15 protein-coding genes are annotated in these 13,707 nt (G+C 32.7%); 5 read left to right on the forward strand and 10 right to left on the reverse strand.

What is annotated here, in order from left to right; all coding sequences use genetic code 11:
• Window positions 1-62 precede the first annotated feature (62 nt).
• Entirely contained in the window at window positions 63-422 is a 360-nt protein-coding gene (locus QZZ53_RS06680; RefSeq protein ID WP_296382836.1) for a hypothetical protein, read from the forward strand.
• 253 nt (window positions 423-675) lie between these two features.
• Here QZZ53_RS06680 and QZZ53_RS06685 read toward each other — a convergent pair whose 3' ends face one another.
• The 3 genes from QZZ53_RS06685 to dnaK all read right to left on the reverse strand — a co-directional run bounded on the left by QZZ53_RS06685 (window position 676) and on the right by dnaK (window position 5,015).
• A complete protein-coding gene (locus QZZ53_RS06685) occupies window positions 676-1,623 on the reverse strand; it encodes a nitronate monooxygenase (protein WP_296382904.1) in 948 nt (315 codons plus the stop codon).
• Window positions 1,624-1,678: 55 nt separating this feature from the next.
• The gene (locus QZZ53_RS06690; protein WP_296382838.1) at window positions 1,679-2,908 is read right to left on the reverse strand and encodes a class I SAM-dependent rRNA methyltransferase; all 1,230 of its coding nucleotides are present in this window, start codon (window positions 2,906-2,908) and stop codon (window positions 1,679-1,681) included.
• 202 nt (window positions 2,909-3,110) lie between these two features.
• Window positions 3,111-5,015: a molecular chaperone DnaK gene (gene dnaK / locus QZZ53_RS06695; RefSeq protein WP_296382840.1), complete on the reverse strand. Its 1,905-nt coding sequence runs from the start codon at window positions 5,013-5,015 to the stop codon at window positions 3,111-3,113.
• Between the two features lie 267 nt (window positions 5,016-5,282).
• Here dnaK and QZZ53_RS06700 point away from each other — a divergent pair, with 267 nt between their 5' ends.
• Window positions 5,283-5,786 carry a hypothetical protein gene (locus QZZ53_RS06700; RefSeq protein WP_296382842.1) on the forward strand — a complete coding sequence of 168 codons (504 nt, stop codon included), beginning with the start codon at window positions 5,283-5,285 and terminating at the stop codon, window positions 5,784-5,786.
• Window positions 5,787-5,904: 118 nt separating this feature from the next.
• On the forward strand, window positions 5,905-7,329 hold the full coding sequence (locus QZZ53_RS06705; protein ID WP_296382844.1) for an L-serine ammonia-lyase: 1,425 nt from the start codon (window positions 5,905-5,907) through the stop codon (window positions 7,327-7,329).
• A 78-nt stretch (window positions 7,330-7,407) separates the two neighbouring features.
• On the opposite strand, the gene QZZ53_RS06710 is transcribed toward QZZ53_RS06705, so the two are convergent.
• A complete protein-coding gene (locus QZZ53_RS06710) occupies window positions 7,408-7,866 on the reverse strand; it encodes a nuclear transport factor 2 family protein (RefSeq protein ID WP_296382846.1) in 459 nt (152 codons plus the stop codon).
• Between the two features lie 106 nt (window positions 7,867-7,972).
• Here QZZ53_RS06710 and panB point away from each other — a divergent pair, with 106 nt between their 5' ends.
• On the forward strand, window positions 7,973-8,791 hold the full coding sequence (gene panB / locus QZZ53_RS06715; protein WP_296382848.1) for a 3-methyl-2-oxobutanoate hydroxymethyltransferase: 819 nt from the start codon (window positions 7,973-7,975) through the stop codon (window positions 8,789-8,791).
• 72 nt (window positions 8,792-8,863) lie between these two features.
• Entirely contained in the window at window positions 8,864-9,562 is a 699-nt protein-coding gene (locus QZZ53_RS06720) for an RluA family pseudouridine synthase (protein ID WP_296382850.1), read from the forward strand.
• Here the strand turns inward: QZZ53_RS06720 and QZZ53_RS06725 are convergent.
• From QZZ53_RS06725 to pxpB, 6 genes are all read right to left on the reverse strand, one after another.
• A complete protein-coding gene (locus QZZ53_RS06725) occupies window positions 9,559-10,227 on the reverse strand; it encodes a histidine kinase (RefSeq protein WP_296382852.1) in 669 nt (222 codons plus the stop codon). The genes QZZ53_RS06720 and QZZ53_RS06725 overlap by 4 nt on opposite strands.
• A gap of 92 nt (window positions 10,228-10,319) precedes the next feature.
• Complete coding sequence (locus tag QZZ53_RS06730; RefSeq protein WP_296382855.1) at window positions 10,320-11,027, reverse strand: hypothetical protein; 708 nt, start codon at window positions 11,025-11,027, stop codon at window positions 10,320-10,322.
• A gap of 31 nt (window positions 11,028-11,058) precedes the next feature.
• A complete protein-coding gene (locus QZZ53_RS06735; RefSeq protein ID WP_296382857.1) occupies window positions 11,059-11,574 on the reverse strand; it encodes a hypothetical protein in 516 nt (171 codons plus the stop codon).
• Window positions 11,575-11,610: 36 nt separating this feature from the next.
• Complete coding sequence (locus tag QZZ53_RS06740; protein ID WP_296382859.1) at window positions 11,611-12,000, reverse strand: hypothetical protein; 390 nt, start codon at window positions 11,998-12,000, stop codon at window positions 11,611-11,613.
• A 127-nt stretch (window positions 12,001-12,127) separates the two neighbouring features.
• On the reverse strand, window positions 12,128-12,976 hold the full coding sequence (locus tag QZZ53_RS06745) for a biotin-dependent carboxyltransferase family protein (RefSeq protein ID WP_296382862.1): 849 nt from the start codon (window positions 12,974-12,976) through the stop codon (window positions 12,128-12,130).
• A complete protein-coding gene (gene pxpB, locus QZZ53_RS06750; RefSeq protein ID WP_296382864.1) occupies window positions 12,969-13,700 on the reverse strand; it encodes a 5-oxoprolinase subunit PxpB in 732 nt (243 codons plus the stop codon). The genes QZZ53_RS06745 and pxpB overlap by 8 nt, the downstream gene beginning before the upstream one ends.
• Window positions 13,701-13,707: the final 7 nt, after the last annotated feature.

Raw genomic sequence — 13,707 nt, forward strand, 5'->3', positions numbered from 1 at the left:
CGATTATAGTATATACTTTAAATATAAATAGTATATTTTCCCTCTTTTAAAGAGAAAACCCAATGAAAACTATTTTTATAATTTTAGCTTTATCTTTCTTAACAACAGGAAATGCACAATTTATATCTGACGATGATTTAAAGCATTTTGCTGTTGGTACAGTTATTTCTGGAGCTACTTATTCATTGGTTTATGCAAAAACCAAAAACAAATCAAAAGCGTTTTGGTATAGCTTAGGTGCTTCAACCTTAGCTGGGCTTTCTAAAGAAATTTACGACGGATATATTATCTCTGGACGATTTGATACTGGTGAATTAGCATCAACAATGGTAGGAGGCTTCGTTGCCAGTTACACGTTCAATATATTCACTGGAAAGAAAAATAAAAAGAAGAAAGAGCAACAAGCTTCATTAACTAATTAAGCATTTAATAACTCGTTTTACTTCCGTTTTTATACTATAACTTCTTAATTTTTAATAAACTTTAATGCTCTTTGTTGTCCATTAGCATTACGAATAGATATCCTCATTGTAGAGTTTTTGAAACTGTGATTGACTAAAACAATAATTTAAAATAAATAGGCAAAAAAAATAAACGTAATGAGTTTAAAATATTTCGTTTTCATAATGGTTAGATGTCTATCTATACATCGTATAAAAACTAAAATGTCATCATTCAGTTTGTCAATTTGTAAACAATATCTTTAACAGGAAGAATAGCAGTTGTATGCTCAATACTAGGTCCAGCAACCCAAACAGTTTTATAAGTGGCTTTTTTAGCAGCTTTTTCTGTGGCTTTCATACCAATTGAAAAGCGTACCATTTTCACCCATTTTTTAAGGCTTTTGTTTTTATTTAAAAGGTTTTCTATCCAAGTGGCTTTTGTTCCAATTTTCTGAACATAAGGCGTATTTATAACTGTACAAGGTGTTCCAGAAATACGCTCTGTCATAATAATATCCTCAGCACCATAATCTACACAAGCTTGTTTGTAATCATCAGTAACACTAGCTTCAATTGAAGCTATGAATGGACTACCAACAGAAACTCCTTCTGCTCCGTAGCTTAACATGTTATCGATATCTGCTTTACAACCTACTCCACCTGCAGATATTACAGGAATAGATAATTCTGTACTTAATAAATTGGTTAATTGTTCTGGAGTTAAATTTCCTCTGTGTCCTCCTGCTTCATTATTCACTGCAATTGCTGCATCTGCACCTAATTGTTCTACTTTTTTAGCAAACTTTAAATCGGTAACATCGCAAAACACTTTGATTCCGACTGCATGTGCTTGTCTAATGGTTTCTTCTGGACTTCCTAAAGAGGTAATAATAAAATCGCAACCTTCTTCGCAAATCACTTCCAGCTGACCTTTATATTTAATATTAGATTTATTCACAATAAGGTTAAACCCAAATGAACCTCCATCTACTTTATTAGCCTTTAATTCTTTTATTGCTACTCTTAACTCATCTAGCGTTCTATAATTCAACGCAGGAATACAACCAGCAATACCAGCTTTCATAGCTTCAGTTACCATAACTACGTTTGATACCAAGAACATTGGAGCTTGGATGATTGGATGTTTTATGTTTAGGAGTTGAGTTAGCTTAGTCTGCATAGTATTTGAAAATTTCTTCAAATATACTAAATTTTATTATGCATGCATAACACTTTTATTCTAAGAAACGATAATAACCACACTTCAAGTATGCGCCTTCAGGAAAGCTGATAGGATGATCACTATCGTGTTTAGTTTTAAGTATTGTTTCATATAATCTAGACCGCGAATTTAGAGCTTGCACATTCAAATCGAAAAAAGACTGAGCTAAAACTCTAGAGGAACAAGATGCTAAAACCAAAAGTCCGTTCTTAGCAGTCAGTTTCTCACCTAGTTCTGCCAACTGAGCATATTTCTTTTTTGCCAATTCTATTTCGGATTGTTGTTTTGCAAAACTTGGAGGATCTATAACGACTACATCAAACGTCTTTCCTTTTTCTATTAAAATTCTCATTTCTTTAAAAGCATCACCAGAAATGGTTTTATGCATCCCAGAATATTCATTCAACTTTCCATTCTCGCGAGCTATATCTAAAGCTTGCTTACTGATATCTAAACTCGTAACTTCCGTTGCTCCATTAGCTAAAGCATGTACCGAAAAACCACCAGCATAAGAAAACACATCTAAAACCGACTTATCTTTACTTAGTTCACCAACACGTTTTCTATTAGCACGATGGTCTAAAAAATAACCTGTTTTATGCCCTTTAATAACATTAGCACTGAAATTAACACCATGTTCTACAAACTGAACAACTTCATTTTTTAAATCTCCAAAAACGATATCACCATCTTTTAAAGCGTGATTATTACTGTTCTGAAGATTTCTACTTAATCGCATCACAACAGTCTCTGCATTAGAAATTTTCTGTAAACTTTCAAGAATAGATTCTAAATAAGGTAACCATATTTCAGAATATAACTTTACAACTAATACTGAATCATATACATCTGCTATCAATCCTGGAAATCCATCATTTTCGCCAAATAACAAACGATAGCTATTTGTGTTAGTATTTAATAGGTCGAAACGCTTCTCAAAAGCAATTTCAATTTTATGATGAAAAAAAACTGGATTAATTTCTATTTTAGTTTCTGCATTATGAACAATCTTAATTCGGATTGGTGAATTGGCATCGTATAAACCTAAACCGACTACTTTGTTTTTATTCTTGCTAAAAATAATAGCTAAGTCTCCAGTTTTAGCATCGTCATTAATCTTCACAATACTATTTGAAAACACCCAAGGATGGTCTTTAACTACAAATTGTTCTCCTTTAGCGTTTAGCTTTACAGCTAAGCGTTTTGGTATGTAGTTGGATTTAATTTTATCTAAAAATGGCATGCTTATTTATTAGATTTCGAAAGTACAAAAATTGAACCGTCATTGCGAGCATAGGATAGCAATCTGTTAATTGATATTTAAAATGAAAAGATTGCCACGTCCTTCGTCTTTATAATGACAGTTCAAACAAAAACGCAACCAGATTATGGTTGCGTTTTTTTATGTTAGATTCTGAAACAAGTTCAGAATGACAAATTAAAGTTTATTTAACCTCTTCGAAGTCTACATCTTCAACATTATCGCCTTCTGCTTCTGGTTGACCTTGTGCTCCTGCATCAGGACCAGCTGCTCCACCTTGAGCTTCTGCTTGTGCTTTATACATTTCTTCACTTGCTACTTTCCATGCTTCGTTGATTCTCTCTAAAGCAGGATCGATAACCTCGATATCTTTTGTTTCGTAAGCTTTCTTCAATTCTTCAAGTGCTTCTTCAATTGGTGCTTTCTTATCTTCAGATAATTTATCACCAAATTCTTTAAGCTGACTTTCAGTTTGAAAAATCATAGCATCAGCAGCATTTAACTTATCAGCTGTTTCTTTTGTTTTAGCATCAGCTTCTGCATTTGCTTCAGCTTCTGCTTTCATCTTTTGGATTTCATCTTCTGTTAATCCAGATGATGCTTCGATACGAATATCTTGCGTTTTGTTTGTTGCCTTATCTGTAGCAGATACTTTAATGATACCATTGGCATCGATATCAAACGTTACTTCAATCTGAGGTGTTCCTCGTCTTGCTGGTGGAATTCCATCTAAATGGAAACGACCAATCGTTTTATTATCTGCTGCCATTGGACGTTCACCTTGTAATACGTGAATCTCTACTGATGGCTGATTATCTGCTGCTGTTGAAAATACTTGTGACTTCTTTGTAGGAATCGTAGTATTAGCTTCGATCAAATTAGTCTTCACGTTACCCATAGTTTCGATACCAAGAGATAATGGAGTCACGTCTAATAAAAGAACGTCTTTTACATCACCTGTTAATACACCACCTTGGATACCAGCTCCAAGAGATACTACTTCATCAGGATTTACACCTTTACTTGGCGCTTTTCCGAAGAACTTCTCTACAGCTTCTTGTACAGCTGGGATTCTTGTAGAACCACCAACTAAAATAACTTCGTCAATATCGCTCTTAGATAAACCTGCTGCTTTTAATGCAGAAGCACATGGCTCAATTGTACGTTTGATTAAATCGTCAATCAACTGCTCAAATTTAGAACGTGTTAATGTACGTACCAAGTGTTTTGGTCCACTTGCAGTAGCCGTTACATAAGGTAAGTTAATTTCTGTTTGTGCAGAAGATGACAATTCAATCTTTGCTTTTTCAGAAGCTTCTTTAAGACGTTGTAAAGCCATTGGGTCTTTACGTAAGTCCATCGACTCGTCAGCGATAAATTCTTCTGCTAACCAATCGATAATACGCTGATCAACATCATCACCACCTAAGTGTGTATCACCATCAGTAGATAATACTTCGAATACTCCGTCACCTAATTCTAAAATAGATACATCATGCGTACCACCACCAAAATCAAATACTACGATTTTTTGGTCAATACCTTTTTTATCCATTCCGTAAGCTAATGCTGCTGCAGTTGGTTCGTTAATAATTCTACGAACTTTTAAACCTGCAATCTCACCAGCTTCTTTAGTTGCTTGTCTTTGTGCATCATTAAAATATGCTGGTACTGTAATTACTGCTTCAGCCACATCTTGTCCTAAATAATCTTCAGCAGTTTTCTTCATTTTTTGAAGAATCATAGCTGATAATTCTTGTGGAGTATATAAACGACCATCGATATCTACTCTTGGTGTATCGTTGTCTCCTTTAACTACTGTATATGGCACACGTTCTGCCTCTTTTTTAGATTCAGAATATTTGTTACCCATAAAACGCTTAATCGAATAAACTGTTTTTGTTGGGTTAGTTACTGCTTGTCTTTTTGCAGGATCACCAACTTTAATTTCTCCACCTTCTACGAAAGCGATAACCGAAGGTGTTGTTCTCTTACCTTCAGCGTTTGGGATTACAACGGCCTCATTACCTTCCATTACAGAAACACAAGAGTTGGTTGTACCTAAATCAATTCCAATAATTTTACTCATAATAATATGTATGTTATGTTGTGTTTTAAATTTTTAAACTCGATTACAATAAGTCAATGATTATGCCATGACAAAAAATGTGACATGATGTCAGATTTTATTTATTAAAATTATCTCTCTTACCTCCTACTTTGGTACACGCTTTGATAGATTAAAAGAAAACATTAGAAATTATGAAACATCCATGACTAAAAACATGGTTACAAAAAAGAAATGTTCATATGGATGTACCATGTGACCATAACAAATAATTTAAAATATTTACACATGAAACGTATACTATCCTTTATTACAGTATTTACATTATTATTAACTTCTTGTACTGGAGACCAAGGACCTCCAGGTTTTGATGGTTTCGATGGACAAGATGGAACTATTATAGCATCTTCTGCTTTTGAAATTGAACTCGACTTCACAGAAACCAATAATTACGAATTTATTGAAGCTTATGGTTTTGAAGTTTTACCTACTGATGTCACTTTAGTATATGTTTTATGGGAAACATTAAACGGACAAGATGTATGGAGATTGACTCCACAAACAGTACAATTTGATAATGGTTATTTAGTATACAACTATGATTTTACGCAAACAGATGTTCGTTTCTTTTTAGATGGTACAACAGATTTTTCAGCTTTAGATGATTCGTATACTTTAGCTCAAGTATTTAGAGTTGTTGTAGTGCCTGCAGATAATGTAGGTCGTACTGATTATACAGATATACAGAATGTAATAACTAAATATAATATTCAAAGTTTCCCAAGACACTAAAAGCTTAAACAAAATTACAGCAAATTAAAAACAGCTTTGACTTTATAGTCAAAGCTGTTTTTTTATACTATCAAGTCAAACAAAATGTATATTTGCGTGTAACAAAACTATGGATTGAATGGAATGTATTTCTATTTTCGACATGCTTAAAATTGGTGTTGGCCCTTCGAGTTCTCACACTTTAGGACCTTGGCGTGCAGCTGAACGCTGGATAAAAGAACTCAAAGAAAAAAACCGTTTTGATAAGGTAGAAAATATCACAGTAGATTTATACGGTTCATTATCACTAACAGGAAAAGGACATGCTACAGATTATGCTGTTTTATTAGGATTGAGTGGTGCAGATCCAGAATACGTACCTGTAGATAGTATTGATGAAACTATTGCGAAAATAAAAAACACCAATACGCTCAATTTTAATAATGAAAAAGAGCTTCCTTTTCATATAAAAGATCAGATTATTTTCAATCGAAAGTTTTTACCATTCCATTCCAATGGAATGACTTTTAGTGCACTAATTAATGGCAGAAAATACAAATCTACCTACTACTCTATTGGTGGTGGCTTTGTAGTACAAGAAGAACGTAAAGTTTCTAAAGCCAACAAAATTATCTTCTATTGCACCTTTCCTTACCCTATTTCTTATGGAGATGAGTTATTAAAATTTTGTCATCAGTTAGATTTACCTATTTCTGGTGTTGTACTAGAGAATGAAAAGTCTATAAGACCAATAGAATCAGTAGATTTTGAACTACAACGTGTTTGGAATACCATGTTAGAATGTATGTACACTGGATGCCATACAGAAGGAAACTTACCTGGAGGTCTTAATGTAAGACGTCGCGCTTATGATATGCATAAGAATTTAATTGGAGAACATCAATATAAAAACCCACAAGAATGGCTTGAAACCATTCGAAAAACAGAAGTTAAATTTCGTCAGATTTTAAAATGGGTAAGCTGCTTTGCTTTAAGTGTTAATGAGGTAAATGCATCTTTAGGAAGAGTTGTTACTGCTCCTACTAATGGAAGTGCTGGTGTTATTCCATCTGTGCTTATGTATTATTTGGTGATAGAAAACCATGAAGCTGATTTTGAACATATAAAAAGATTCTTGTTAGTCGCTGGCGAGATTGGTAGTATCTTTAAAAAAGGTGCTACTATTAGTGCTGCAATGGGAGGTTGCCAAGCGGAAATAGGCGTGTCTTCGGCAATGGCTGCAGGTGCTTTGTGTGAATTATTAGGAGGAACACCAGAACAAGTTTTAGTTGCTGCAGAAATCGCTATGGAGCATCACTTAGGTTTAACCTGCGACCCTATAGGAGGTTTAGTCCAAATACCATGTATTGAGCGCAATTCTATGGGAGCTATTAAAGCGATAAATGCCACAGAATTAGCGCTTGAGACAGACCCAAATAATGTAAAAGTACCATTAGATAAAGTGGTAAACACCATGTGGGAAACCGCAAAAGACATGAACAATAAGTATAAAGAAACTTCTGAAGGAGGCTTAGCTGTTGGTGTAAATATGGCGGATTGTTAGTTTAAATTTATTCGATTCTTAGATTACTCGATTTTAAACAACTTATCTAACCAGTCTAAAAATCTAATAATCGAAAATCTAATTATCACATCCTTTTCTACGTCTAGTATCCACTAAATAAATAATCTTCCAATCATCTCCTTCTTTAATGAGTTGAAATGAATTGACTCCACAATGACTAAAACTACCATTAAACCAAAACTCATATGGTGTCCAGGCATTTGCCATACTACCATCTACTTGAATATTGAAATCAAGTAATTTCTCTTCAAATGTTTGGTCTTTAGGAATACTAGCAATGCTCGTAATAAACTCTTTATAACTACTTTCTTGTAAAACCGTCTTGCCTTCTTTATTAACAGATATGGTCTGCAATTTTATATCTCCCTTAGCCATAGACTTCAAAGCTGTTGTATCTTGCTTATGAAAAGCATCAAAGAATTCTATAATTTTTGCTTTTACATTTTCGGTTTCAGACTTTTGAGCGTTTACATTTAAGCCAATGGATAAGATGAACATAAGTACTAATTGTTTCATGATTGATATGATTTTATTTCAAAATAAGGATTCAATGGTATTTCTTGTTTAAATAAACAAAAGTTTAACAAAACTCATTATTTTTACGAATACTAAAATAAGCACTATGTCCGTAGCAAAAAAAGAATATAAAAGAATTACAGTTAAGACTTTAGTTGACATGAAATCTAAAGGCGAAAAAATATCTATGCTTACAGCATACGACTATACAATGGCTAAAATTGTTGATGGAGCTGGTATAGATGTTATTTTAGTCGGTGATTCTGCGAGTAATGTGATGGCAGGTCATGAAACGACTTTACCAATTACTTTAGACCAAATGATTTATCATGCGTCTTCTGTGGTTAGAGCTATTGACCGCTGTTTAGTTGTTGTTGATTTACCTTTTGGGAGTTATCAAAGTGATCCTAAAGAAGCCTTACGGTCTGCTATTAGAATAATGAAAGAGTCTGGAGGACATGCCGTAAAAATGGAAGGTGGAAAAGAAGTTAAAGAGTCTATAAAACGTATTTTAAATGCTGGAATTCCGGTAATGGGACATTTAGGATTAACACCACAATCTATATATAAATTTGGAACTTATACAGTAAGAGCTAAAGAAGAGCAAGAAGCTAAACAATTAAAAGAAGATGCTTTAATGCTTGAAAAAGCGGGTTGTTTTGGTATTGTTTTAGAGAAAATTCCGGCTGAATTAGCCAAAGAAGTTGCCGAAAGTGTTTCAATTCCTGTAATTGGTATTGGCGCTGGTGATGGTGTTGATGGACAAGTACTTGTTTTACACGATATGCTTGGTATGACACATGAGTTTAACCCTCGTTTTTTAAGACGTTATATGCATCTTTATGAAGAAATGACGAAGGCTATATCTCAATATGCTAGTGATGTAAAGTCTGAGGATTTTCCTAATGAGAATGAACAATATTAACTTAGATTAGTTTGATCTTTCGATTGTTTAAAAATCTACTCTGAAATAATTCGAGCAATCGAAAAATCTATTATGTCAAAGACACTCTCCAATAAATCTAACTTACAAATATTACATGAAGACAACCATATTATCATAGTAAACAAACGTGCTGGTGATATTGTACAAGGTGACAAAACTGGAGATAAACCCTTGAGCGAGGTTGTAAAATCTTATTTAAAAGAGAAATACAATAAAGAAGGAAACGTATATCTTGGTGTTGTACATCGCTTAGATAGACCAACAACAGGTATTATTTTGTTTTCAAAGACAAGTAAAGCATTGCCTCGATTAAATAAATTGTTTGCAGAACGAACTGCTAAAAAAGCATATTGGGCTTTAGTAAAAAATGAACCACCTAAATCTAAAGACACACTTGTACATTGGTTAAAAAAGAACCCGAAAAATAATAAATCTACAGCATATTGTAAAGAGGTAGATGGCAGTAAAAAAGCTATTTTACATTACCAAATTATTAAAAAACTTGATAATTTCTTTCTCTTAGAAATTGACTTAGAAACAGGAAGGCATCATCAAATACGCACACAATTAGCATCGATTGGCTGCCCAATTAAAGGAGATTTGAAATATGGTTTTGATCGCAGTAATAAAGATGCAAGTATCAGTTTACATGCCAGAACATTGCGATTTGTGCACCCTGTAAAAAAAGAAGACATTAATATTACAGCGCCATTACCTAAAAATCCTTTGTGGAATGCTTGTACAATTTAAATTGTTTTGTAAGGATAAACTAAGTTGAGGGTTGTCCCTTTTTCTGGCTGAGATTCTAACTGAAATTTAGCATTAATCAATTCAGCTCTTTTCTTCATATTAATTAAACCAGAACCTTTTTCTGCTGAAGCAATATCAAAACCAATACCGTCATCTTCTGTAATAATTTCTAGTTTATCTTCAAGATAATTCACAGCAACTTTTAAATTTTTGGCTTCAGCATATTTTAAAGTATTAGAGAAAAACTCTTGAAGAATACGAAATAAAATAACCTCATCTTTTTTGTTTTCAAAATTCACCTTCTCACCAGATATAGTAGCACTAGATTGAATTAAGCCCGTTTTGTTTAAGCGTTGTATTTCGTTTTTAACAGTAGCATCAAAACCTAAATTAAAAATAACATCACTATTTAGAGATTTTGACAAGGCTCTTACCTCTGCCAAAGTCTCTTTTAAAGCTTCAGAAGCATTATCTACTTTAGATTTTACTTCGTCTTTTACAATTTTTTCCACAGCATTCATTTGCATTGTAGCTACTGCGAGCAGTTGTCCTACATTATCATGCAACTCTCTACCAACATGCTTTAGAGTTTCTTCTTGAATCTCTTGTTGGGTTTTGACAAGTTCTTCATCGAATTTTTGTTGTTGCTTAAATTTATCTAACAAAAGTTGATTTTTACGTCGTTGAAATGTTATAAAAAATACGACAAAAACAACAAGCAATGCCAAAATAAAAAAAATGACATAAGAAATTAGAGCTATTTGCTCATTACTAATTTCCTCTTGTGAAATAGTGAATATAAAAATGCAAATGTGTAGCATGAATAAAGTAGTATATTAAAAGTATCAAGAAAAATCCCCCTAAAAGCTATAAAATCGTCATTACCAAACCTATAGTATTCGTCAAAAATAAATAATGGTGTTAAACAAATATGCCATAACATTATAGCCAAACTAATATAAAATACATGTGATTTATAAAAATCTAAAAACTGTTCACTTTGAATTAATTCTCGCAAATACAATAATACCATAATAAATATTGCAAAAGTCTGAACTGCTAAATCATATGGAATTGACATTATAAAAAACTCACCAGTTAGAACAAAAAACCAAATTGAAAAAATTGAGCAAGCAATAATAATGAGCTTTATAATCTTTTGGGATGTAGAATTATCGATGTTTCTAATAACAAACATCCCAATTAAGATTAATGATACAAAATTATAAATGTTATAAAGCCAAGTATTTCTAAAAAACACCGAGTTTTCAATCCAATTAATTAATGGAGTATCAAAATACTCATATAAATAGGTGTACATTGAAAGTGTTTCGACAAAAACAGTAAACCATAAATACCAAACAAATGGTTTTACTGAATTATCTTTGGTTTTTAACCAATAATAAGAACCTGACAATGCAGCCACCAATTCAAGATAATGGAAAAGCATTTGAAAATCAAACATTTACAAACCACATAATTTTATTTAAAAAGGCTTATTGAGGGTAATTATGACTTGGTGGCTTACCATGACCACCTAAATTTAAACCATCAGAACCTGTTAAATCTCCACCTCCTTGTGGTATGTAAAACATACTACCTTCGGATGTATTTTTATAACCAGTAGGAATAAAAAACATAGTTGTCAAACCAGTTTCTCCATCAATATCTGGATAAGCACCTAAATAGATACGTAAACCATCCATAGTATAACCTTGCTCGCCTGCCTGATTTTCTGCATAATTAATATAGTTCTGAATGTTTTCTAAAGACCACCAAGACGATCTACTATCACCACCATCTGCAGATTTTCTGTAAAGCGAATCATTAATAATTCGATGTTTTACATTATAAGCAGTATCTAGTATGCTTGCTTCTTTTGGTGTAATAATTCCTTTGAGAGTAGTTAGTGGAGGTTCTGAGGTCACCTCCATTTGGTCATTACAGCAATAATAATACATTGCTAAGGCTCCTAAGATAATTCCTAGAATGAGTAATCCTAAATTTTTCATAATAAGTCGTTTGAATTAATTAATAGCTGTTTTTAATTATTGAGGATAGTTCGCACTTGGCGGTTTACCATGTCCTCCCAAATTTAAACCGTTAGCATCAGTTATATCTTGGCTCGAGCCATCACCTTCTTCACCAATCTTATTAGTTGCAGTAGGGATAATAAATGACGTAGAGTATCCTACTTCACCTTTCACCGTTGGGTAAGCTCCACAATAAATTCGGATGCCATCCATTTCATAACCTAATTCTTTGGCTTGCTTTTCTGCCAATTCTAAAAATGTCTTAATATCATCTAAAGAATACCAAGAGGATCTGTTATCATCACGTTTTGTTATTTCTTTGCTTACAAGTTCACAGCGAGAAGTGTAAGCATCGTTTAAAGTTTTTGCCTGCTCAGGCGTAATTAAACCTTTAGGGTTTTCCATTTTTGCTAATTTAAAAAAGTTAGTAGTTAGTTTTTGTTATTAGGGTTGAGGGTAAAGGAATTATTATACTTAAAAATATAGAATTTATTGCAGACAACAAGAACTTGCTGTATTTTTTCTTACAACTTTATTCTTTTAGTCTGATTTTTAGACTGTTGCTTGTATTTTTCTGACTTAAAATATTGATCGCTTTTTCCGTTAATTGCAATACTCTAGGGTAACCACCTGTTGTTTGACAATCTCTCATAAGTACAATTAATTGTCCTGAAGGAGTTAACTGAACTGTTCCTGGTAAGACTGGAGATGTTAGAATTTGATCTAAATTGTTTTTAAAAATTGGCTCTAACTGGTATGCCATTCTACTATTAAGCTTAGAAACTTTAAAACTTGCTTCTAAAAGCAATTCTTGCCTTTCAATTGGCAGTTTATGGAATTCTGGTCCTTTAAATACATCCAATATATAATCTTCAATAATTTTATAATTATATTTCACATTGGCATTTAGGCTCAGTTGGTTACCTTCAAAGCTGTTATACTCTAATGTATCGTCGTTCATAATTCTATTTGTAGTAGTTATTGGTATACACATACTTCTACTACCAAGAACCAATTGACTCAAAAAACCATCCTTAACAGCTAAATAACTTCTAAACCCACTAATCAATCTACCAAAACTTAGTATATCATTGGCTTTAATTGAAATACTCGTATTCATTTTAATTGTAATACTATTAAGTTTTGGTTGCATATCTGCTCCAGAAATAGCAATTAGAGTAGGCTCTAAAAACTGCAATACAGGACCAGTCATTGTTATTTCTAATAAAGCAGCATCTATAGCATTACCAATAATTGCATTTGCAAACTGACTCGAATACAAATCCATTGCACCAGAAACTGACACACCATAATCTCTTTGTCCAAAACGACCCGCATCTTGTACACTTGTATAAAAACCAGATTTTATAATCTTAAGCATTAATAGCAGTTGATTTTAATTGATATTTTGAATTATTTACAGCATTTAGGATGTCTCCATACTCTGATTTTTCAATAGAAACAAACTTTACTTTATCACCAGCTTTAATAAAACATGGAGGATTTTGGTTAGCACAAAATAACTCAATAGGTGAATTTCCAATAATATGCCAACCACCTGGACTATCTTGTGGGTAGATTCCAGTTTGTTGCCCTCCAATCGCAACAGCCCCTTTCCTCACATTAAGACTTGGTGTTGTTTTGCGATCTAAAAACAGTTTTGAATCTAAGCCTCCTAAGTATAAAAATCCAGGTAAAAATCCTATAAAAAAAACAGTGTAAACAGGTTTGAAATGCAGCTTAATAATTTCAGGTTTTGAAAGATTTTTCACACTTGAAAATCTCTCCAAATCAATTCCAAATTCATCATCATAACATACTGGTATCTCCCAAATCGAAGACTCATTATATTCAGATTTATTTTGTTGTAAAAACAATGCTTTTAGTTTTAAAAATTCATTATTGATGTTATCAATAGTGAATTCATAAACAATTAATATTGAATTATATGTAGTTATTACTTCAGTTTTTTGTTTAATATAATTATCTTGAATAATCTTTTTGAAATTCAAAATATTCTTCAGCATTAAATCATCAATAATCGTTGGCCATTCTATTAAAATAGAACGTTCATTGAATTGCGAATATTGAAGCTCGTAGGTCATAAAATTA

The organism is Winogradskyella sp., from assembly GCF_016744625.1.
Taxonomy (GTDB): domain Bacteria; phylum Bacteroidota; class Bacteroidia; order Flavobacteriales; family Flavobacteriaceae; genus Winogradskyella.